This is a genomic window from Bradyrhizobium sp. Ai1a-2 (genome assembly GCF_000426245.1).
Lineage (GTDB): Bacteria > Pseudomonadota > Alphaproteobacteria > Rhizobiales > Xanthobacteraceae > Bradyrhizobium.
Genome location: NZ_AUEZ01000035.1, coordinates 54,539 through 76,213, shown reverse-complemented (window position 1 = coordinate 76,213; position 21,675 = coordinate 54,539). Strand labels below are relative to the sequence as shown.

Sequence of the window (21,675 nt, the reverse complement as noted above, 5' to 3'; positions counted from 1 at the left end):
CCGACCATAACGACGGCCTTTACCCGCACGAGAAAATACGATGCAGCCCAGCATTGCAGATTTTTCGACGATACTGGACCGCATTCTTAATGCGGCCGCAGACAATCTCAGGATCGCAAAGATTCTGGTCCAAATGGGACTTGATCCCAACAACATCACCTCCGACGCACTGTTTAATCGGCTGGTCGAAATTGTGCTGGCCAACATCACGCTCGCCAACATGTTCGCCTTGGTCGGCGCCATCTTCTTTGTCGCTACCTTGCTGATGCAGACGATGGTGCCGCTTCGGGTCGCGAACATGGTCGGCTGTACATTCTTCGCGACCTTTGGCGCGCTTTCCGGAAACGTCTCCACTTTTCTCCTTTATCTGCTGTTGCTGCCGATCAACGCCGTTCGCCTCCGTCAAATGCTCAAGCTCGTCAAGAAGGCACGCAGCGCGACGCAGGGCGACATGTCGATGGAATGGCTCAAGCCGTTCATGACCGAGCGTCGATATCGCCGGGGCGACAGATTGTTCAAGAAGGGTGATGCGGCTGCCGAAATGTTTCTCACCGTCACAGGGAAGTTTCTGGTCAAGGAAATCGGCGTCGAGCTTCCGCCAGGACGCCTCATGGGAGAACTTGGCTTTCTCACGCCGAATAACCGACGAACCGGGACGGTCGAGTGCATAGAAGACGGACAAGTCCTCACCATAACTTATGAAAGGCTACTCGAAATCTACTTTCAGAATCCGCAATTCGGCTATTACTTCCTCCTCCTGACCAGTCAGCGCCTCCTGGAAAACATCTCGCGGCTGGAAGGAATCATTGCGCAACAAACGGCTGGACCACAGACGGCGCCCCCGAGTGACCTGGCTTAGCCCTTGGCCCTCAATTGCGGCACACGCGGTAAGCAGGGTACGCGTCCTGGATTAGTATCGCCGCAACAGGCCGCTGAACTTCGGGTCCAGGGCCTGCGCGGATTCCATCAGCAGGGTTTTGCCGCTCTGGGTGGCCTGTACATAGGCTGCGATGAGCGCGGCTTCGAAACGGGGGCGGTTCGAGAGTACGGCGCGGATATCCGATAGAGCGAGCAGGCGGATTTCTTCATCCGAGGCGGCCGAACTCGACGTGACGGCCTGAAGTCTCATAAACGCGACGTCGGACGACACGGGTCCCGTGAGGTAGGAAGCCTTCAGTGCGGGAAGGGCTGTGCCGTTGGTCCGCGCTTTCAACGTTGCGAGGGTCAACCAGAGCACCGGCCTTATCGGCGAAACATTCAGCGCGGCCACGACTGCGCCTTGGGCGGCCCGATTGTCCTCCGCCCGGGTCGAAGCATCGAGAGCGGGTTGATTGAGAACCTGCGCCGTCTTCGCGATGGCATGATCAGCGAGAAAATCTCCATCGAAGGGAAACAGAGCCGCGAGGACGGTGGAGGCAAAACCTGTCCCGGCCTCGGGTTGAAATCTGCCCGTGACCAGCTCGTCTGCACGAAGCTTGGACCGACTCAGGGCCGCACAGAAGGCGAAGCCGGCATAGGTGATCAGTACCACCGCCGTGCACGCTCCTACCGCGCGGAGCCAGGTCATTTGATTCATCGGCTGAATATGTGGATGAGCACCGTCTGTTCGCCGGCGCGCTGGATAAACCCAATTGAAACTTCAAATCGCGAGCAGACTATCACCCTGTATCGTCAGCAGCGTCAAGTTGCCGGTCGCATAGGCGCCCGTATCGATGTTGATCCGGTTCGGCCGAACGTCGGGTGCGCTGACGGGCGTGTGTCCGTGAACGATGTATTTGTCGAAACGCTCCTCGGAATTGAGGAATTCCTCCCTGATCCAGAGCAGATCCTGGTCGTTCTGCCTGTCGAGCGAAACGCCGGGACGAACGCCGGCGTGGACGAAGAAGAAGTCCCCGCAGGTGAACGAAGTCGGCAACTGCTCGAGGAACGCGAGGTGCTCGGGCGGCAAGGCATGCTTCAATCGCTCGATGAACTCGACCTGTTCCTCGGCGGTCGGATTCATGGTCGGGGTCACGCCATAGGACATCAGCGTCAACAGGCCGCCGTAGTGGCGCCAGTCCTGCAGCTTGGCGGGGTCCTTCAGGACGTCGAGCAGAAACACCTCGTGGTTCCCCTTGAGGCAAACCGTTTCGTGACTTTGGCTGCGCCGGATCAGGATATCGAGCACAGCCCGCGATTGCGGTCCGCGATCGATGTAATCGCCGAGAAAGACCTGGATGGCGCGCTCCGGCGCCGACCGGTCGAGATCAACGTCGATTACGGTTAAGAGCGATTGAAGAAGATCTGCCCGTCCGTGGACGTCTCCGATCGCATAGACGCGAACGCCATCGGGAAGCCGGGGCTTGATGTTCTTGCGAAAGCGTCGGGTCAGACCCATCCTTAAGCCAACTCGCCTGTCTCTGGAGCCGAAGCTCCAGGTCCTTGTTTTGACACGTTTTCTTCACTCGAAAACGCGCTAGAGCCGATCAGTCCTGCGACGGCTCTTATCAGAGACCATTCCGGACTAATATCGTTAATTGTTATAGAATGAGTTGCGTCGGTTTTGACTAAATGGCCGCGCAGCGAATGAGCTGTATCTCAAGAGGTCTTTTGTAGCTTGCCCGCAACAAGAACGGGGGAGCGCAAAATGCGCGGAGTTGTAAAGGTCTTGGCGGTTGCCGCCGCCATCTTCACGATTGGGTTGCAGCACGGTGCGAAGGCCGGCTTTGTCGGTACGCCGATGGCGCTGCGCGGGGCCATTCAATACATCAAGTTCGATGCGCCGACACTGCCGCCGATGGCGTTCACGATCTTTTGCCTCAAATATTCCCAGGAGTGCAAACCGCGCCGCATGGTGTTCCGAGGCGGACGGCTGAAGCTGACCGCCGAGCGTTGGGCCGATCTCAAGGAGGTCAACCATTCGGTGAATGCCGGGATTCGGCCGCAGGCCAATCTCGAAGGGCTTGCCGGCGAGAAGTGGCTGCTGCATCCCGCGAGCGGGGACTGCAACGACTATGCGGTGACCAAGCGCCACGAGCTGATCGCAAGGGGGTGGCCGGCCCGGGCCGTCCTGCTCAGTGAGGTGGTGACGAACTGGGGCGAGCATCACCTGGTCGTTGTGGTGCGCACGTTCAGCGGCGAGCTGGTCCTCGACAATCTGTCCCAGAACATCATGCCCTGGTCGCGCAAGCCCTATCGCTGGGTGCGGATCCAGATGCCCAAGAACCCCAACTATTGGGCATCCCTGGGCGACCGCAACGCCTGATCTCCACGCAAACGCTTCGCGTTTGTCGCGAGTGCTCTAGATTCTTGTTTTGACGCGTTTTCTTCACGCGAACCGATGTCCACTTCGCTCGAAAACGCGCTAGCTCATCGCGCGGCTTGGCTGACGCTTTGCGAGAGGCCAAGCCCCACGATCACCGCAAGGCAGATGATGGCCCCGGTGCGCAGCAGGCCGGGACCGGCAAACCCCTGCACGATGCCGAAGCTGAGGCAGGCGGCGGCCGCCGCCGGGAAGAAGGAGTCGCGGCCGCGCCGCAGCGCGCCTGAGACGAGGCGTGTCAGGAGCGAGAGCGCAATCGCGACCGCCAGTGCCAACCCGATCCAGCCCGTTCCCACGAATAGCGCGATCGCCGCGGAGGGGGCGGCGAGCGGTCCCGTTGCATCGCCGGGTTGATAGATCCGGCCAATCGACTGGAAGGCTCCGGCGCCGGCACCGAACCAGCGCGTGTCGGCAATCAGGCGGTCGAGCACAGCGCGTGTCTCATCCGGCTGGATCGGCAGGAGCCGCAGCAGCGGCGATCCGGAGCCCTTTTCAAAGATCCAGGTCAGAACAAGAGCCGCGCCAACGGCTGCGGCCACGGCAATCGCGGTCGTGGCCAGCATCGACAAGTCCAGCCTGCGGATCGCCAAGATCAGCAGAAACAACGCGATGCCGAGCGCGCAGGCAACGGTGCCGTTCGCGTTGGAATCTGCCATGACAACAGCGCCGTTGATCAGCAGGCCGGCAAGCCCCAGCAAGCCGACGGCAACTGAACGGATGATGGCGTGACGCGTTTCGGCTCGTTCTGCAGCCAATTGAATGACGGCGAGATTGAGCGCCACGCCAAGGCCGCTCAAGCTGGTCGCGAAATCCCAACTATCCGGACCAATGCTCTCTCCGTGCAGCCGATAGTCAATGATCTTCAACATGGCCACGAGAGTTGTCAGCCCGCACAACACGAACAGGATGACTTCGGCCCGGCGACGATCCCTGCCCAGAACGATCGTCACCCCGAGCAGAGCGACAGATGCGAGCGCCAGAAAGAACGCACCGAGCGTCCGGCTGAAGTCGGCCGTGACGTATCCGAACGGGATTCCCTGCAGGGCATCGTATGTGGTGGTCCAGATCGGATGGGCCATCGCCAACCCGATCGGAATCAATTGCGCGCCGATGCAGAGCGGAATGGCTATCAACGCCCAGCGCAGCTTTGCCGTCGTGCGCAGGAAGTGCTCTCGATCGGCCTTGCTCGCGTCCATCGATGCCGCCAGCAGGCACACGCCTGCCGCGGCCATTCCGAGCTCGGTGACGAAGTCGGAGTTGGAAGGCTCAAGGGTGGTGGTGAAAACAAGCGCGAAGAGGAGGGCGAAATAAGCTAAGGACAATCGGACTGCTCAAAAAATGCCTGGACCGAGTCGGCACCATAGCTTCCGTCCGCTGCTTTTCAAAGAAGCGGTCGTGACAGCCGAATCTGCAAGTGCGGCGTCGGATCAGCGGGCCGTCTTGAGCGGACGAGCCACAGCGCGCGTTGCCCGCGCGGCCGCCACGGCGAAGCGCGTGAATGATCCGAACAGATATCCGCTGTGGAGGGTGAGCGCGCCGATTGCAAAGCCGGCGAGGCTTTCGACCAGCGTCAAGGAAAGGATCGGGGCGATCAGGAGTGCGATTGCGCCAGTCGCAAGGGTCAGCGGCAGAAGCACGAACACCTTGAAGCGCAATCCGAAGACGGCGCCAAAAAGAAAGCTGAATATTGCAACCTGAGCCATACGCACACACTCCTGGTTCGGAGTGTCGGCTCCAGACCTTAAAACGCGCTTAAGTCGGACAGACGGATTGCAGCTACCAGAGCGTTTTCAAGCGAGTGGGTACCGGTTCGCATGAAGATAACGGGCGTCAAAACAGGAAGCTCTAGCTGCAGCTTGCCAGCAACGTGCCGTAGGCTTCGCGGAGTCCGTTGAGCGCAACGATACCTTTGATTTCGCTTGTGGTTTCCTTGACGGTCACCGTCAATGAGGGCGTCGACTGCCATTTGCCGCTGGCCAGCACGCCTGCTTCCTCGGGCAGGAGCACCGCTGCTCCTGCGGCGGCCATCGTGGCCTCGAAGCTCTGGGAGAATCCCGCGGAGGCAAGGGTCACCTGGGGATGACTGCGCGGCGGAAAAGGCCGGATCAGCGCCACCAGCACTTCGACCTTGCCCTTCGGCGCACAGCGGATGATCAGGCCGGCGAAATCCGGATCAGACTGCCGGGTATCGGCCGTCTTCATGATGGCAACAAAGCTCTCGTCTGCCTTGGTCCCCTGGGTTCGGCTGAACTTCCAGTTCGACATATTGGCCACAGGTATCGGGGTCATCCTGCAGACCTGCGCTGAACCTGTGGCGTGACAGACAGTGTTCTCATAAGCCAATCGGCTGGCCGGTCCGACGCCGGTTTGCCCGAGCATCAGCAGCAATCCCAAGGCTGGAAGCATGTGAAAAGGTGCTCCGATACGGTAATTCGGGCCAAAAATTCGGGCTAAGGCTTAGCAAACCGGTGCGGGTTGGGAAACTCGGACGATGAGCTACCACCTTCACGAAGGGCCTTAACTAAATACCTGTAAAGGGCAGACTGCCTGTCATAAATGTTGCATATTTGATCATGATACCGTTGATCCGCATCCCGTAGTTGCGCCAACGCAACACTCACGGTTCCAAATCGCCGTTAACTATTTATTCGGGGCGGGAACGTCTTGTCGCAGTGCGAACAGCGCCGTACGACTTCCGTCATTGGGGAAGTTGGGGCGATTCATGTTTTGGTTTGCCAAGAGCTCATTTTTGAGCACGTCTGTTTTGTTGGTAAGTTTGGCCCTTGCTGGTTGCTCGACCAATCCGGGATCCGGGCCGCTCACCGACGATGTTCTTTCCCAAACGACCGAGAATGGACCGCAATACGAGCTCATTCCGATCAATGCGACCACGGTGAAGATCCTTCACACCCACGAGCCGAAGGGCCTCGCGGGCGCCTTCACCGACCAGCGGCCGCCGGCGAGCATCGTGTTCGGCATTGGCGACGTCGTCAGCGTCACGATCTTCGAAGCTGCTGCGGGCGGTCTTTTCATCCCGGCGGAAGCAGGCGTGCGTCCGGGTAACTTCGTGACCATTCCCGACCAGTCGGTGGATAACGACGGCTTTATCACCGTGCCCTATGCCGGTCAGATCAGGGCCGCCGGCCGTACCGCGGTCGAGATTCAGCGGGCAATCATCGAGCGCATCGGCAATCGCGCGATCGAGCCGCAGGCCGTCGTCGCGATGGCGAGCCAGCGCACGCAGCTCATCAGCGTGCTCGGCGAGGTCAACACGCCGGCGCGCTATCCGGCGAGCGCCGCTGGTGCCAAAGACAAGGTGCTTGACGCCATCACCCGTGCGGGCGGCATCAAGGGCCAGGGCTTCGAGACCTGGGTCATGCTGGAGCGCAATGGCAAGCGCGCCACGGTGCCGTTCGAGAATCTCGTGATGGCGCCGGAAAACAATATCTACGTTCGTCCCGACGACAGCATCTATGTCCACCGCGAACAGCAGAAATTCCTCGCGTTCGGCGCAAGCGGCCAGAGCGGCGAGTTCAATTTCGACGCCTGGCGCATCAATCTCGGGGAAGCGGTGGGCAAGGCGGGCGGTCTGCTCGACTCCCAGGCCGACCCGGCAGCGGTGTTCCTGTATCGTCGCGAACCGCGTGATGTGGCGGCTCAGCTCGGCATCGACACCAGCAAGTACACCTCGGACACGATCCCGGTCATCTTCAGCGTGAACTTCCGCGATCCCGGTGGCTTCTTCCTCGCCACCAAGGTGATGATGAAGAACCAGGACATCCTCTACGTCTCGAACTCGCGTAACGTGGAAGTTGCGAAGTTCCTGACCTTCCTGCGGGTGATCATGGCGACCGGCGGCGATGCGGTTAACCTCGCGAACGACTCGCTGATCTTCCGCAACAACATCAAGCTCGCGCCGTAACTCACCTCGGCCCGGCAAACAAAATGGCACCGTGACTTTGTCTCGGTGCCGTTTTGCGTTTATGAGCAAACTTTGTGTTGCTCAGATCTGTAGAGGCCACATGCTGTTGGTTCGGCTCGGGCGGGGTCACCTTGCTGCGGCGGCGTGCGCGGTGATCGGCTTGCTGGCAAGCGAAGGTCGGGCCCGTTCTGAGACGCTCGGCGTTCGCCACAGGATCGATGTCCTTGTCTCTGCCGAGCCGAATGCTCCCCTGATGGATCGCATGCGCGGTTCGAAAGGAGCGCTTTCCTTTACGGTGCGTCTGTCGGCGAACTCTCAGGAATCGCGCTATTTTGGTATGCTTTCACCGTCCTTTTCCGATATCGTCGTTCCAGAAAACGCGAGCACACCGCTCGTTGTGCAAACCAAGATCTGGGAGGAGCAGACCTGTCATCAGCGACGGGGTTTGCCGAAGGTTACGGTCACGGAGATCAAGGCGAATTTCGGTGGCGACGAGAACGGCATCGAGGTCTCGTCCGTCAATCGTCACATCGGGCTTCGCGTGCCCGCCGATGAACTCACGCCGGGCATCAAGCTGGGGCAGGGCAGCGACGAGAGCGGCTCCTTCTATGCGGTGCGCGCGCAAACGAGGGACAGCCGGCTGAATGTCGACCTGAAGATCTATCCGATCGACTGCTTCTTCTGAGAAACTTGCAAGAAACCTGAAAGCAAGAAACCTGAAAGAATGAGATTCGCGCGAAGAGGCCCATGCGGCTAGGCAGGCTCAATATCCGGTGGTCGAGAAACCTGCTTTCCACCAGCATCTTGGTTTTTGTCGTTGCCGGCGCGCCGTTCCCGTTCGGCTCCACCAACGATCTCTCGATTGCCTTTTGGTGCCTCTGCCTGGGTCTCGCGCTGACGCTCGCCTCCACCCGCGCGCTTCGAAGCGAACACGCATGGATCGTCGCTGGTATCGGGGTGATCATTGCGGGATACGCATTCGTGCTGCACGAGCAGCTTTCCGACCGCCCCTGGCTTGCGCCATTTCATCCGATCTGGAAGCAAGCCTCTGACCTGCTCGGCACGCCGATTGCGCCATCCGCGTCCATCGTCAAGAACGAATCGTTCTTTGCGCTCGGCGCGCCGCTCGCGAACATCCTGGCGCTGCTGCTTGGCCTGATCATCGGGGCGGAGCGTGAGCGGGCGCGGTTGATCCTGTGGGTGATCGCAGCCTCGGGCGCGATCTACGCGCTCTATGGCGTGTTGTCGTTCCTGATCGAGCCCACCATGATTCTGTGGCGCGACAAGACGGCCTATCTCGGCAGCGTCACCGGGACTTTCATCAACCGCAACACGGCAGCCGCCTATTTCGGCTCCTGCGCGGTGATCTGGATGCTGCTGATCCTCGAGAAGATCCGGCGGCGGATACCGGAGCGGCGCCTGATCTGGGGACGTCTTTCAAGAGACCTGGCGGACATGCCGCCACGCGAGATCATGCCGCAGGCGCTGGCGTTTCTGGTCTGCCTGATGGCGATGTTCATGACCACCTCGCGCGCCGGCGTCGGCCTGTCGCTGCTGGCGATGATCGTTTCAATCACCGTATTCTTGCGGAAGGATCTGCCACCGCGCACCGGCATATGGATCTCGCTCGGCTCCGGTATCGTCGTAGCGCTGGGTCTGTTGCAACTGCTCGGCGGGCGAGTCTCCAGCCGGTTTGACTCGCAAGGATTGGTGGACGAGGGGCGGGTGGAAGCCTGGAAGTCGACGCTGCGCATCATCGCCGACAATCCCTGGTTCGGGACCGGCATGGGCACGTTTCAATGGGCGTTTCCGCCGTATCGCAGCCCGAACATTTCGATTCGCGGTGTCTGGGACGCCGCGCATTCGACGCCGCTCGAGCTTGCCTCCGAGGTCGGGATACCGCTCGCGCTGCTGGTGGCGGCCGGCTGGATCGTGATGTTCGTCGTTCTCGCCAAGGGCGTGTTCGGGCGGCGACGCGATGTCATCATTCCGCTGGCGGCGGCTGCCACCGCCTGCCTTTCGCTCTTGCATTCGATGCTCGACTTCACCCTCCAGGTGCCTGGTTACAGCATTCCGTTTTTTGCGCTTTTTGGTGCAGGCCTTGCGCAGTCGTTTCGCTCAGGCGAGGCCGCGATCAAGCCGGGCGAGATGCAGGAGGGAAGCGACGGCGTGGCCGGCGAGCGGCAGCCGCGTACCCTTGAAGTTCATAAAACTGTCTATTTTTGAAGCGCTTGCCGCTTAACGAAGTTTTTAGAACATGTGGACAGCAGGAATCGGTTCCGCTACGTTGCGCAGCGCAGAGCGATATTCTCGCGCTCAGGGGCGGCTGATTTCAGGAGGAATTATATGAGCGTTCTTAAGTTCGCGCTGCGGTTGGCCGCGGCGGCGGCCATTGTTGCGACCGTATCATCGGCAGCCAGCGCGGCCGTCTATCCGCCGCGGCAGCAGCTTGCGGCGCAGATCATTTCGGACTTCAAGGGTTCGCCCACAAGCCTGTTGCAGCAGCATCCGCAAGGCGGCGCGGAGATGATTTCGCGCGTGCGTGACCTCGCGGCGTCCGATCCCACGACGCTTCCGGTGCTGATCGGGCTGCTGAAGGATTCGGCCACCAGCAAGGATCAGGTCCGGGCGATCGTGGCGGGTCTTGCGCAGGTTGCGCGGCTTGCGGCACGGAACGATCAGAGCTTCGCCGACGAGATTCAGCGCGCGATCGCCGGCACCAACAACCAGGACGTGATCTCCGCCTATCAGGCCGCGACCGGCGATGTCGCGATCGCTGCGGCCGGCGGCGGTGGTGGTGGCGGCGCTGGTGGTGGTTCGGGCGCCGGCGGGCCGACCGGTAATTTCGGTGCCGCGTTCGGTGGCAACAATGGCGGCGCCAGCCCGTTCGGCGGGTTGCACTATGCCAACTCCGGCTCGAACTTCGGCAGCGGCTCCGTCGGCAGCACGAGCAGCAGCGTCAGCCCGCGCCGCTGAGCGCGTTCGATTCCGCCGACGCGTTTCACCGGCTTTCGAGAGCGGCGCCAGTGCGCCGCTCTTCCGTATTTGGACGGGGCATTCACGCGAGTGTCATGCTTGTATGTGAGCTGTTTTCGAAACAGCGACACCGCTTTTCCGACCACGCTCGACCGCCGTTAAGCTTCACGCGAAATCTCGTGTGTGGAGTGCGACTGCGCCGCATCAATTAAGTTCATCCCCGTCTTGCGCCATGCTATTCTGCCGCACGGCATCGCGCGTTGGGGCACGGTATTTCCTTACGCTCGCGCGGGCTGCGGGGCGATCCAGATTAAAAATCCCGATCCGTTTGTCGATTGATACTTGAACGCTGGTTGATTTCAGGAATTTCAGATGCTGCAGGTGAATAAGCCGACCTCGGAAATCAACCGCGAATATATCGAAGTCGAGAGCTCCCCGACGCAGACGCTGACCTCCTATCTGGAGGTCATCAGGCGGCAGTTTCCGACCATGGTGGCGATCGTCTCGGCCTGCCTGATTCTCGCGCTGCTCTACCTGTTTACCGCCGCGCCGCAATTCACCTCGAGCGCCTCGATGGTGATCGACACCCGCAAGGTGCAGCTGTTCCAGCAGCAATCCGTGCTCGGCGACATCGCGGTGGATTCCGCGACGGTGGAAACCCAGGTCGAGATACTGAAATCCGAGAACATCAGCCTGGCTGTGATCCGCGACCTGCATCTGATCGACGATCCCGAGTTCACCGGCTCAGGCGGCGGCCTGCTCGGCACCGTGATCGGCGCGGTCGGCAGCCTGTTCTCGAGCGGCAGCGCGCCGTCCGAATTCGAACAGACGCGCAAGGCGCTGGAGCGGTTCGAGAAGAACCGCACCATCAAGCGGCTCGGCCTCACTTATGTGATGGAGATCGGCTTCACCTCGCTCGATCCGGCGAAGGCGGCGAAGATCGCCAATGCGATCGCGGACGCCTATATCGTCGACCAGCTCGAGGCGAAGTATCAGGCGACCCGCCGCGCCAGCGTCTGGCTGCAGGACCGCATCAAGGAATTGCGCACGCAGGCCTCCGCCGCGCAGCGCGCCGTGGTCGATTTCAAGACCGCCAACAACATCGTCGACACCGGCGGGCGGCTGATGAACGAGCAGCAGCTTGCCGAGGTCAACAGCCAGCTGATCCTGGCGCATGCGGCGACTGCGGAAGCCAAGGCGCGACTCGACCGCATGAACGACATCGTCAAGCAGGATATCCCGGACGCCTCCGTCGCCGACGCGCTGAAGAACGACACCATCGTCAAGCTGCGCAGCCAGTATGTCGACATGGCCTCGAAGGAATCGATCTGGTCGTCCAAATATGGCAGCGAGCATCTCGCCGCGGTCAACCTGCGCAGCCAGATGGCCGAGATCAGGAAAAACATCCAGGACGAGCTCAAGCGCATCCAGGAATCCTACAAGAGCGACTACGACATCGCCGTGACGCGCGAGGAGGCGATCAAGACCAGCCTCGCCAATGTCGTCTCCGAATCCCAGCTCACCAACCAGGCGCAGATCCAGCTGCGCGAGCTCGAGAGCAACGCGCAGTCCTATCAGGCGATGTACGACAATTTCCTGCAGCGCTACATGGAATCGGTGCAGCAGCAATCCTTCCCGATCACCGAGGCGCGCGTGATCAGCGCGGCGACCGCGCCCTTGAAGAAGAGCTCTCCGAAGACGTTGATCATCCTCGCCGCCGCGCTGATGGGCGGCTTGATGCTGAGCTTCGGCGCGGCGATGGCGCGCGAGCTCACCGACAAGGTGTTCCGCACCACGGGCCAGGTGGAGGAGGTGCTGGGGACGAACTGCATCGCGATCCTGCCCTCGCTGGCGCCGCCGGCCGGCCTGCCGTCGAAGCTTCCGGACGGCCTACAGTCGAAGCTCCCGACCGGCCTGCAGTCGAAGCTCGCCGGCAAGCTCGCAAGGCCGAAGAACAATCCGGAGCCGGACCTGCTCCGCTATGTCGTGGAGAATCCGCTGTCGCGCTTCGCCGAGGCCGTGCGCTCGCTGAAAGTGGCGGTCGATCTCAATTCGATCGTGCGCGAGAACCGCGTGCTGGCGGTGACCTCGACCTTGCCGAACGAAGGCAAGAGCACGCTCTCGACCAACCTCGCGCAATTGATGGCGCATAGCGGCGCGCGCGTACTCCTGGTCGATTGCGACCTGCGCAACCCCTCGCTGTCGCGCGCGCTGGTGCCGACAGCGCAAGGCGGCCTCGTCGACGTCGTCGCCCAGAAGGTGCAGCTCGAGGACACGCTGACGGTCGATCCCGTCACCAGGCTCGCGATCCTGCCCGCGGGCACGACTTCAAAACTCCTGCACACCAACGAAATCCTCGCCTCCAAAGCGATGCACGCGCTGATGACCCTGCTGCGCTCGAAGTTCGACTACGTGGTGCTGGACATGCCGCCGATGGCGCCGGTGGTGGATGTGCGCGTGACGTCGTCGTTCGTGGATTCGTATGTGTTCGTGGTGGAGTGGGGGAGGACCAACATCGACGTCGTCAGCCACAACCTTCGCGGCTCGCCGGAAATCCAGAACAAGCTGCTCGGCGTGGTGCTGAACAAAGCCGACACGAAGATGCTGGCGCGGTATGAGTCGTATCACGGACGGTATTATTACCAGAAATACTACGCCCGTTATGGGTATGTTGAATAATCGTCACTTGGTGCAACAAGCGTCGTGGCGCGGATTGCCCGTACTGTTCGGCCTTCTCGGCGTAATGTGGTCGTCTGCCGCCCTGCCTTCGCTCCGGCTGACGACACCGGCGCGGGACGTGAGCGCTCGCGTCATTGCAGATGAACGCTTCCAATCGGGCGTTTTGACAGACTTACTGGCGCGCATGAAAGGCGCTCAACGGCCGTCGATCATTCAGCCGGAACTCCCTCGGGCTGAGGCTCTGATCATGCTGCGCACGGCCGAAGATGCTATGCAGCGAAAGAGCTCGGATGATGCTGACCGCGAGGTGGAAGACGCCGATAAAGCGGTCAGATCATCGCTTTCCGTGATCCCGACCGACTCGTTCCTCTGGCTAATGCTTTATTCGGTGGAGACGGCGCGCAACGGCTTCAACCCCGAGCACATCAGCTATCTTGAGCAGTCTTATGCTGCTGGCCCGCTCGAAGGTTGGATCGCACTTCGACGCAATTGGGTGGCGCTCACCATTTTTCCGGTACTCAGCGACTTCACTCAGCGAAGGGTTGTCTCAGAGTTTGCGGCGTTGGTCGACTCAGACTTTACTGAAGAAGCGGCGATGAATCTAATGAGAATCGGGTGGTCGCAAAGGGAGCGCTTGCTGACCGCTCTTGAAGGTGTGGATATCGCATCAAGAAAGAGCCTTATGAAGCGGCTCTCCGCGGACGGAGTTAAGCTTCTAATCCCTGGTATCGAATACGATGAGAGGCCCTGGCGCCGATGATACTTCGCAGATACTTGGTGATAGCCGGAACACTCCTTGGCAGCCTTGCTAGTGCTCACGGACAGTCCAATTCGCCGTTGACGAGTTTGACAACTCAAGGGCCTGCCGAGCAGGCAGGCAATGCTATTAGGGATGCTCTTGGTCGTCCGTGTCTTGATATCGAAGCCGCTGCGCGAGCACAGACAATCAATCGCGATATGTTGGAGCACGTTGTTAGTGTGAAGAACAGCTGTCCGCGTCTGATTAAAGTAAAGGTCTGTTACTACGGTTCAGAGCAATGTAAGCAGTTTGACGTTCAGCCTTACAAGCGTGTCGATACCATTCTCGGTGTCATGCGAGGAGTGAAGTTTTTCAAGTATACGCTCTCGCAGAAGTAGCATCGGATCAAACGCTACATAGGGAAAAGCGGACCGCGTTGGCCGTGCACCTGATTTAATCTGTCGACGTTCTTGGAAGGCAAGGCCGTGGTCAAGCTCATATACTCATTGCTAACCACAGCATTGGTACAACTAGCCAACCTGGGTTATGGCGTAGCTGCGGCCCGATTGTTGGGACCGAATGACAGGGGCATATTGGCCTATCAAGTAACCTTATCAACTGTTGTCGCCACCTTATTGTCGTTCGGGATCAGCGAAGCGGTCGCCTATAAAGCAACGACGAATTCCGAAAAATTCTCTCACTCCAACTACGTCGCTTTGTCGATGGCCTACGGCCTGGTCGGATCATTGGCGTGGCTTCTTATCTATCCGCTGGTGGCGGTTATTTCTACCTCTGATCAATATTGGGCGTACATTGCATTTTCTTGCTATCCTGTCCTTAACTACATTACTTTGAGTCTTGTGGCTTGGTTCGCTGGTGCTGGTCTGACAAAGGCGTGGAATATTCAGCGCCTGCTTGTTCAATTGGTGCAACCTATTTCCTTGCTGTGCCTTTTGTTGGTCGCGACACCATCAATCTTCCTTTTCGCCCTTTCGATAGTCATAGCCCACCTGTTCGCAATAGCGGTTGGGTTTTACCAGGTCTCCCTATCGGCTTTCCTTGAGAGCCCTCGTGGGGCCGACCTGAAAGAAATCCTCATACTTGGAACTCAAAGCTTCGGGAGCCGAATATCAAATCTCATTAGAGACAATGCTGACAAGCTCATCGTCGGTGCGTTGGTCACGCCAGAGGTTCTGGCTCAATACGTTGTGTCGGTATCGTTTGCGCAAATGTTCAATGCGTATTCGCAAACGATTTTGCAGCTGTATTTTTCACGAATTGCGCAGAGCGTGAATTCAAGAAGGCGGTCAAGGATCGAACGTCGATCTGCGCTGCTGATCCTTTTCGGCGCGGCAGTTGCCGTCTTGGGAAGCGTGCTCGTCGGCAAATGGCTTGTTATCACGATCTTCGGCAGCAAATTTGCGATGGCTGGAGATTTGGCGCCGCTTCTCGTACTTGGTATGGTCTTCGCTTCGATCAAGGCATTCATATCGGCACATGCGCTGGCCATGCGTGAGCCATGGATCACGAGTAAGATCGACGTCTATGCTGTTGCCCCTATGTTGGCTCTAATGTTCCTATCCGTGCGCTTTGCTGGCGCGTGGGGAGCTGCCTACGCATTTGTTGCCTCCCAAGCAATCACCGCAATTGTTATGCTCGTGATGTTTCAAGCTAAGAGCCAAGAATTTAAGAGTACTACTGCGTAGCATAGGCCGCTCTACAGATTTTGAAACTCGTCGCATGCCGCGATTAGCTGGGAAACGTAGTCGTCCCAGTCGCGATTTCGAGCCGTTCTCGCGATGTACGCAAAGTCGAGTTCTCGGTCGTGGTAGCGACGGTTTACTTCGATCAGTAGATTTGTGAGCTCTGTTACATTTCCCACCGAAACCATTTTTCCGCTTTGCGCGTCAATATTCATGTCGGGGCCGCCAGTGTTCGCCGTGTAGATGATGAAGTTACCGTGGCTGCGAGCCTCGTTGTAGACGAGGCCAAAGCCCTCGATGATTGAGGGCATTACAAAGACATGAGATCGAGAGTATTCCTCTTGGAGATCCGTATAGCCGAGTTGACGCCTCAAGATCACGTCTGAGGGAATACATTCGGCAAGGTTAGGGTCGAGATATCCGCATACGCAGGTCAATTGCGCATTCTGTAGCTTTGCTTCGCGCCATGCACGGAACAGGTGATGGATGCCTTTGCGGATGACGCCTTGGCCGACAAAAAGGAATCGGCATTTATCACCTTGCTTGTGGCGAGGGTTGAATGCCTCTGTTCTCAGTTTCGAAAAGTAAGGTACGACGGCGGTACGCTTGTCAAATCGGGCATGTGCTAAGCTCCGCGCCGAAAATTGACTCGCCGTAATAATGCCGTCAGCCAGCGCAATTTCTTCATCAGCGAACTTCCAGCGCCACCATGTGGTGACTTCTCGATCGGACCGCTGCGCTTTCGCTGATTCCGGAAAATGCTCGGCATCTACTTTGAGCAGGTCAGCGATGATTCGATAGTGCGGATGATAAAGAAACAGTAGTTTGAGTGAATTCGAGCCTTGGGCAGCCCGGAAAGCATCGCGAGCGTAACCCGAATACAATAGCAGGTTAGCAGGATGATCCTTCCATATTGCGGCAGTCTTCCGAGCTAGCAATCTATTTGCAATGTAGTGCGTATCGATAATCCGACTTAGCTGGCGTCCTCCTAGAAACTGGATCGCGGCTGCGGCCAAGCTCTCGTCAACGTATTTGGAGTCTACGTCGGGGCTGTAGTGGTCGGCAAGGCCGGGTAATAGGCGTCGACGCCACGCGGGGCCTTTGGAGAAGTAGAGGTCTGTTACCAGCCTAACAAGCCGATTCCGGGATACCAGGGCTCTTGGGACAATGTAAGAATCTCGATCGCGCAGGAAGTTGACAATATATCCACGACCAATTTCGCTGGAGCTGGCCGTTGTCCGTCCTTCCTTCAAGGTAGCAGTCATCATTTTTCGTTCGATCCGCGTGACTGGCTTCCAGGTTTCAACTCCAGCGAGACCGCGAGATAGTTAAACGTCGTTAGCTCGCCTTCCTTGCTGTCGTAAGGTATCGGCGCTTCCCATTCGGCAGACGCGTCTTCCGAACGAGCAATGATTCTAATCGGGCCCGGCAGTAAAGCTAATTTGTGGAAACTTAAACCGGGTGCGCCTCTGAATATCTGATGTGCAGATCCGTTAGCGATTTCGATCGTGACGGATTTGTCAGCCTCGGCAACGACATGGATCAGGTCGCGTAGATCGCCAAAACCTCTTGGACAAGAACCAATGGGCGCCAACGAGCAGCGAGTCGAAGATTGCGGCCGGTAGAACACATGTATCCTGCTCTTGGCAACCTTGGGCATTTGCCCTGTCTTGAACCATTTGATGTAGTATTCCGAAAGGCTTAGATATGCATCATGAGCAGCGAGTAGCCCCCAGTGGTTGTTCCATAGCGGTATCGTTGCTTCTCCCTCGAATGGCCGTACATAGCTGGATTCGGCCCAATCGTTCCATGTTACCAACTCGATCCAGTCGACTTTCGATTCAATCGCAGCCTTCCACTGCTCGGCCATACCTACAAAGCCGTCCGCCTCGAACACACGAAAATTTTGTTTAAGTCCTCGATAGTAGGGTGTTACCGGAGCCATGTATAATTTCGAATGCGAGCGGGTCAGGTCAGAACCTATTTCAATCGATTTCGAAATCGCATGGTATTTTCCAGCCGCGCCAAAATAGAATAGCCCGTCCGCGAAAGGTACATCCGACAGTATTGCTTGAACCGTCGCCTTGTCAGGGGTTTCGATAAGTGAACCTGGGATATTCTCGGGGGATGCGGGACGACGCACGTTGGGCACGAAAAAAATCGAGATTCCTCGGCTTTTCAGTTCGTCTAGTATCTGTTGGTACCATTCAATTGATCCACCAAAGGTGGATAATACAGGTCGTCCCGATTCCTTTAAGTAACTTGATTCCTTCCAAAACCGAGTGACCATATCTACGACTTCGGCGGACGAAAGGCCGGTCGCTGCGTCAGCAGAGAAAAAGAGCTTGAACCCGCTCTGCTGCGCGGCTTGGAACAGACGCGACGAGATGTTTTGATAATAGGGCTCCTTGAGCCAAGCGCCGACGTTGATGGCAAACCCATCTATCCCGGCGCGGGCAGCGAGACTCATTTCATGCTGAAGAGACTCGATTGAAGCGTTACGACCGGCAAATGGGCAGCACGCCATGTAATGTGCGAATACGAGACGATCGGTATGCTGATTTGCGCTGGAAGGCGAGCTGATGGTTGTCGAGAGGATGCAAGCGATCGTCCTGAGCCATGCGTTCGCTTTGTCCCACCGTGCAGGCATCTCATCCGCCTATCTATGCGACGTTGAGGTAGTCGAAGCTTGTCTACGCGGGACGTACTTTCGACTCGCTCTCGTTAAGTGGGATGCCATTAGAGCAGAAATTATTGCCGGCACTGTAAGGAAGAGGGCAAACTTGAGTACGGAGACTAGCACGCCATCTCGCATCCATTGAAGATGAAGGGGTATGAGGACTGCGTACGCGAAGGCGGCATTGGGGCCGCCATTCTTCAAAAGGATACGAAGCGCAAACGATGACAGCATCGCGTAGATGATGCACGTACTGAGTAAGCCCAGGATGCCATAGCTAAGCCAGCCCTGCCCATACCAGCCGGTTGACAAACTGATGAGATTTACGAAGCGGTTTATTTCGAACATCTTTATGGGATCGCCGAAGGGCTTGTCGCTCCACAAGGCGCGCGGAATCGGCTCAGTCAAGATCCGGAGATGCTCGGTAAAGTATGTGTAGCTATTGGTAAGCCGCGGAACTGTATCCACAACCGCGGTCTGTACTTCGAATGTTGAAATATCGAGCGTATCAAATGGAGATTCTCGCTTCCACTCACTCACCTTCGTTGGGCTGTTTGCACCAAAAATTGCGTCCCTTACCGCAGCTCTATTCTGCCCGAGAGCCACGAAGGCGCTGATCAAGATCGTTACCAGCGGGAGAAAGAAAAGAACCTTTCGTAGATTCAGCCTTGATCGGACCAGGACTAGGATCGCAACGGTGAGGGCCCAATAAACGAAGACAAACCTAGATTGTCCGACGGTCAACCACAGAAATCCCAGTGCGACCATGATAACTGTCCAAGCTCTGGAAAAACCGGAGGTCATCCAAAGATAGATGCCGCAGAACACGTAAGCAGAAGACAGCTCAAACCACCAGCCGCTACCTCCCGAAAAGCCGAGGTTCCCTGTTCGAGCATCCTGAACGAGTTGAAAGCCATCGTCTGAACCCAGATAGCCTCTGAGCCGTTGAACAAAAGCCATAAACGAAAGAGCCAGCACAACGAGGATGACCGCGCGCGTCGTTTCGGAAATTCGGGCGATTGCGATTGCGGACGCAAGTCGTGCCCTGATTGCGTCGTTGTCGTATCTGAAGAACAAGACGTACGCCCAGTAGCTGGTCAATAAGCCTACTATCGAGACGAGAATCGAGTTCGCAATATCCTGTTCACTGGGGTAAAAGTGCATATATTCGAATGCGTGATTATGGTCGAAATAGTACCAGAGAAACGGCTTGGCCAAATGAAACAAAAAATGGTAGCCGAGCAAAATGCTCACTGGTTGGAAAATACTTAGCTGGCGGTTGACCTGACAGTGAAGCAGGCATCCTATCCAGACCACGAATTCCAAGAGTAGCAGAAGGGTAATCATCCCGTTGAGGTCTCAGGCGCGTGAGAGAAGTGGATGTCACGTCCACAAATCCTTGCCGATCCGTCAAGAATCTCGTGAGCGGCAGTCAGAGGCGTAGAAGACGATATCTGTCCAATGCAGGCACGGGCTGTCGCGCCCACATCCTTGAAGGTATCGGGTGCGCGGAGCAACTTCTCGGTTAAATCGAACGGGTTATCCCACGCGAAGCTATAGCCAGTTTTGCCCTCGACTACCAGTTCGGGTACGCACCCGCACCGGTTACTGACGATCACAGGACAGCCGTAGCTCAGGCTTTCGTTGACCACTAGTCCCCAAGGTTCGCTGTAACTGGGTAGGACCAGACAGGTCGCCGATAGGTATACATCAAACAGCGCGGCGTCGAATTTAGCTCCAGCGAATTCCACGGTGTCGCTGAGCCGAAGTTTATTCGCAAGCGACCTCAGTTGCTGTTCCTGTGGTCCTTTTCCGACGACCTCAAGTCTTGCGCCTGGAAGGCTCTTCACCACCTCAGCGAACGCGTGCAGCAGTTTATCGACGCTTTTTTCCTCAGAGAGGCGACCTACGTACAAGTATCGAGGCTGATCGATCGGAGCGTTGCATTCCATTCTTCGTGCCAGTGCAGCTTGTTCTGAATAGTTCCTCGGAAGAGCTGCGGCCTGACATCGTACAAAAATCTTCTCAGGCGGTACCCCATAGTGTCTGAGGTATTGCGAAGCTCGCTCACCGTAGCAGAAGATGCCGTCGGCCGACCTGAACAGGATACGTTTAGCCAAACCCTTTATGAGGCTTTGTTGTTTGTCGAAAATCGTTGAATCACAAAAGAAGGCAAAACGTTTCCGACGGGTGAGAAGCGCAAGCACCTGGACCCATACTTCGGGTCGTTCGAATCCCGTCAGGATTGTCAGGTCGGCCTTGTCCGACCAGACTTTGCTTGCAAGGGACCAAAACAATTTCAGTTTCGGGATCGCAGAGTAGGCTCCCTTGAACAGGAGAACATAAGGATATTCGTGCCAAGAGGTATCTAGTGGAGCGAGGGATTCTCTTCTTAGTTCCGTCTCTGCAATTTGGTAAACGGTCACACGGTCTCCGCGCCTCTCCGCTTCTCGATGCAAAGCTGAGAAAACGACAGCCTTGTACCGGGACCACATTATATTGTGCCAGATGCTGATGTTCACGCCGCGGTCCTTTCAGCAGGCGGGTGATCTAGGGCGCATTGCGCCTTCGCGCGCTCGCATGCATGCATTTCCAGTGCTCGTTGGGTGATTAGCGGACGATTATGCAAGGATTCCGGTTCGGAAAGCAGGTCTTCGAGCCAGGAGATCGCGAAGGGTACAAAAGGCTTATTCTGGGCGATAACCAATCCGTCGCGCTTCACCTGCGAGGCAATGCATCCTCTATCGTAGGCCACAATGAGATTACCCGCCGCAAGGGCTTCATACAGGACCGTCGGCTGCGCCTCGTTCGCATAAGTTGTAGGGAATACGAACACGTCGAGCGATTCATAAAACTGCAGCTTTTGCTCGCCATACAATGGGCCAGAATAGGTGAGTTGAGGGCCAAACTCCTTCTGCGCAGCTTCAATTGCGAGTTTGTCTTTGTCCAATTTTGCTGGGCCCGCCAAATTTCCGCTGATCTCCAGCCCGGTCTCGCGGATGGCTCGCATCAGATCGAGAAAGACATACAGTCCCTTCTCCTCGTTCAAGTTGCTTAGCAGACCTATCCTGAGCGGACGATTTAAGCCGGGAATTCCTCGGACTCGAGGCTCAACTCCGGACGTGCTTGGCTTAACAAACGCGGAGTTAGAAATCACCATTGACGAAGGCGGTCGCCAATAAGTTTCGCTAAATCGATCGCGCATCCGATCGCAGAGGAAAATGTGCGTCGTCGTCGGTCCAGCTACGGACAGAACAATCTTCATCAAGAGTCGATATTCGTTGATGTAACCGAAGTTATGATGATGCAAACATCTCCGGTAATTTAGTGCCCTGGCAACCGCTAGAAGATAGATCGTGTAAATGACGCCAAAATCGCTCTGGCACGGCATGTAACAGATGCGATTTGATTTGGTGGCGTCAAGGAACAAACGGACTGAAGCTCTTAGTACCGCAGCTGCTCTCGAAAGGTGATAGAGGACGCCCCGCGATGCTTTGGGAGAGATATTGACCGTTCTGACGTTATGTTTCTCGCCGAGCAATTCCACAAATGCGGAGGTGATGTATGCGAGGCCGTCCATTGGAGGTGGGATCTGTCCAATGGCCACGATGTGCTTCGAGCTCTTACTCATGAGGCATCTTGTCTGAATGGTTGCCTTGGCGCGAGAACGAAGTATCC

General features: G+C 57.5%; 19 protein-coding genes. 9 read left to right on the top strand and 10 right to left on the bottom strand.

Translation table 11 applies throughout. The features are described 5' to 3' along the window. Positions 1-40 precede the first annotated feature (40 nt). Positions 41-859 carry a cyclic nucleotide-binding domain-containing protein gene (locus K288_RS46210; protein WP_043160406.1) on the top strand — a complete coding sequence of 273 codons (819 nt, stop codon included), beginning with the start codon at positions 41-43 and terminating at the stop codon, positions 857-859. Positions 860-910: 51 nt separating this feature from the next. On the opposite strand, the gene K288_RS0122150 is transcribed toward K288_RS46210, so the two are convergent. Both K288_RS0122150 and K288_RS0122145 read right to left on the bottom strand, forming a co-directional pair. Further along, on the bottom strand, positions 911-1,567 hold the full coding sequence (locus K288_RS0122150; RefSeq protein WP_244443206.1) for a hypothetical protein: 657 nt from the start codon (positions 1,565-1,567) through the stop codon (positions 911-913). 72 nt (positions 1,568-1,639) lie between these two features. Further along, positions 1,640-2,377 carry a metallophosphoesterase family protein gene (locus tag K288_RS0122145; protein ID WP_027581535.1) on the bottom strand — a complete coding sequence of 246 codons (738 nt, stop codon included), beginning with the start codon at positions 2,375-2,377 and terminating at the stop codon, positions 1,640-1,642. 249 nt (positions 2,378-2,626) lie between these two features. Between K288_RS0122145 and K288_RS0122140 the strand changes: the two genes are divergently transcribed. Further along, a complete protein-coding gene (locus K288_RS0122140; RefSeq protein ID WP_027581534.1) occupies positions 2,627-3,244 on the top strand; it encodes a transglutaminase-like cysteine peptidase in 618 nt (205 codons plus the stop codon). 104 nt (positions 3,245-3,348) lie between these two features. On the opposite strand, the gene K288_RS0122135 is transcribed toward K288_RS0122140, so the two are convergent. The 3 genes from K288_RS0122135 to K288_RS0122125 all read right to left on the bottom strand — a co-directional run bounded on the left by K288_RS0122135 (position 3,349) and on the right by K288_RS0122125 (position 5,680). After that, complete coding sequence (locus K288_RS0122135) at positions 3,349-4,533, bottom strand: hypothetical protein (protein ID WP_244443205.1); 1,185 nt, start codon at positions 4,531-4,533, stop codon at positions 3,349-3,351. 195 nt (positions 4,534-4,728) lie between these two features. Further along, positions 4,729-5,004, bottom strand: coding sequence for a hypothetical protein (locus K288_RS0122130; protein ID WP_027581532.1), 276 nt, complete (start codon positions 5,002-5,004; stop codon positions 4,729-4,731). A gap of 142 nt (positions 5,005-5,146) precedes the next feature. Next, the gene (locus K288_RS0122125) at positions 5,147-5,680 is read right to left on the bottom strand and encodes a hypothetical protein (protein WP_244443212.1); all 534 of its coding nucleotides are present in this window, start codon (positions 5,678-5,680) and stop codon (positions 5,147-5,149) included. Between the two features lie 343 nt (positions 5,681-6,023). Here K288_RS0122125 and K288_RS0122120 point away from each other — a divergent pair, with 343 nt between their 5' ends. From K288_RS0122120 to K288_RS0122085, 7 genes are all read left to right on the top strand, one after another. Next, positions 6,024-7,223 carry a polysaccharide biosynthesis/export family protein gene (locus K288_RS0122120; protein ID WP_027581530.1) on the top strand — a complete coding sequence of 400 codons (1,200 nt, stop codon included), beginning with the start codon at positions 6,024-6,026 and terminating at the stop codon, positions 7,221-7,223. A 100-nt stretch (positions 7,224-7,323) separates the two neighbouring features. Continuing rightward, positions 7,324-7,908 (top strand): hypothetical protein, encoded by a 585-nt coding sequence (locus K288_RS0122115; protein WP_051334662.1) that lies wholly within the window; start codon positions 7,324-7,326, stop codon positions 7,906-7,908. A gap of 62 nt (positions 7,909-7,970) precedes the next feature. Continuing rightward, the gene (locus tag K288_RS0122110; RefSeq protein WP_027581528.1) at positions 7,971-9,449 is read left to right on the top strand and encodes an O-antigen ligase family protein; all 1,479 of its coding nucleotides are present in this window, start codon (positions 7,971-7,973) and stop codon (positions 9,447-9,449) included. A 120-nt stretch (positions 9,450-9,569) separates the two neighbouring features. Continuing rightward, on the top strand, positions 9,570-10,199 hold the full coding sequence (locus tag K288_RS54200) for a hypothetical protein (protein WP_027581527.1): 630 nt from the start codon (positions 9,570-9,572) through the stop codon (positions 10,197-10,199). A gap of 372 nt (positions 10,200-10,571) precedes the next feature. After that, entirely contained in the window at positions 10,572-12,878 is a 2,307-nt protein-coding gene (locus tag K288_RS0122100) for a polysaccharide biosynthesis tyrosine autokinase (RefSeq protein ID WP_027581526.1), read from the top strand. 118 nt (positions 12,879-12,996) lie between these two features. Next, positions 12,997-13,638 carry a hypothetical protein gene (locus K288_RS0122095; protein ID WP_160168993.1) on the top strand — a complete coding sequence of 214 codons (642 nt, stop codon included), beginning with the start codon at positions 12,997-12,999 and terminating at the stop codon, positions 13,636-13,638. Between the two features lie 464 nt (positions 13,639-14,102). Further along, complete coding sequence (locus K288_RS0122085; RefSeq protein WP_160168992.1) at positions 14,103-15,323, top strand: oligosaccharide flippase family protein; 1,221 nt, start codon at positions 14,103-14,105, stop codon at positions 15,321-15,323. A gap of 11 nt (positions 15,324-15,334) precedes the next feature. On the opposite strand, the gene K288_RS0122080 is transcribed toward K288_RS0122085, so the two are convergent. From K288_RS0122080 to K288_RS50745, 5 genes are read right to left on the bottom strand one after another with little or no spacing between them, the layout of a single operon-like run. After that, on the bottom strand, positions 15,335-16,588 hold the full coding sequence (locus K288_RS0122080) for a glycosyltransferase (RefSeq protein WP_027581522.1): 1,254 nt from the start codon (positions 16,586-16,588) through the stop codon (positions 15,335-15,337). Next, positions 16,585-17,970, bottom strand: coding sequence for a glycoside hydrolase family 71 protein (locus tag K288_RS46205; protein WP_084799681.1), 1,386 nt, complete (start codon positions 17,968-17,970; stop codon positions 16,585-16,587). Before K288_RS46205 ends, K288_RS0122080 begins: the two co-directional genes overlap by 4 nt. Before the next feature lie 9 nt (positions 17,971-17,979). Continuing rightward, the gene (locus tag K288_RS0122070) at positions 17,980-19,344 is read right to left on the bottom strand and encodes a hypothetical protein (RefSeq protein ID WP_027581521.1); all 1,365 of its coding nucleotides are present in this window, start codon (positions 19,342-19,344) and stop codon (positions 17,980-17,982) included. Next, positions 19,341-20,492 carry a glycosyltransferase gene (locus K288_RS46200; RefSeq protein WP_064737346.1) on the bottom strand — a complete coding sequence of 384 codons (1,152 nt, stop codon included), beginning with the start codon at positions 20,490-20,492 and terminating at the stop codon, positions 19,341-19,343. Before K288_RS46200 ends, K288_RS0122070 begins: the two co-directional genes overlap by 4 nt. 23 nt (positions 20,493-20,515) lie before the next feature. Further along, the gene (locus tag K288_RS50745; RefSeq protein ID WP_084799680.1) at positions 20,516-21,628 is read right to left on the bottom strand and encodes a glycosyltransferase family 4 protein; all 1,113 of its coding nucleotides are present in this window, start codon (positions 21,626-21,628) and stop codon (positions 20,516-20,518) included. Between the last annotated feature and the right edge of the window lie 47 nt (positions 21,629-21,675).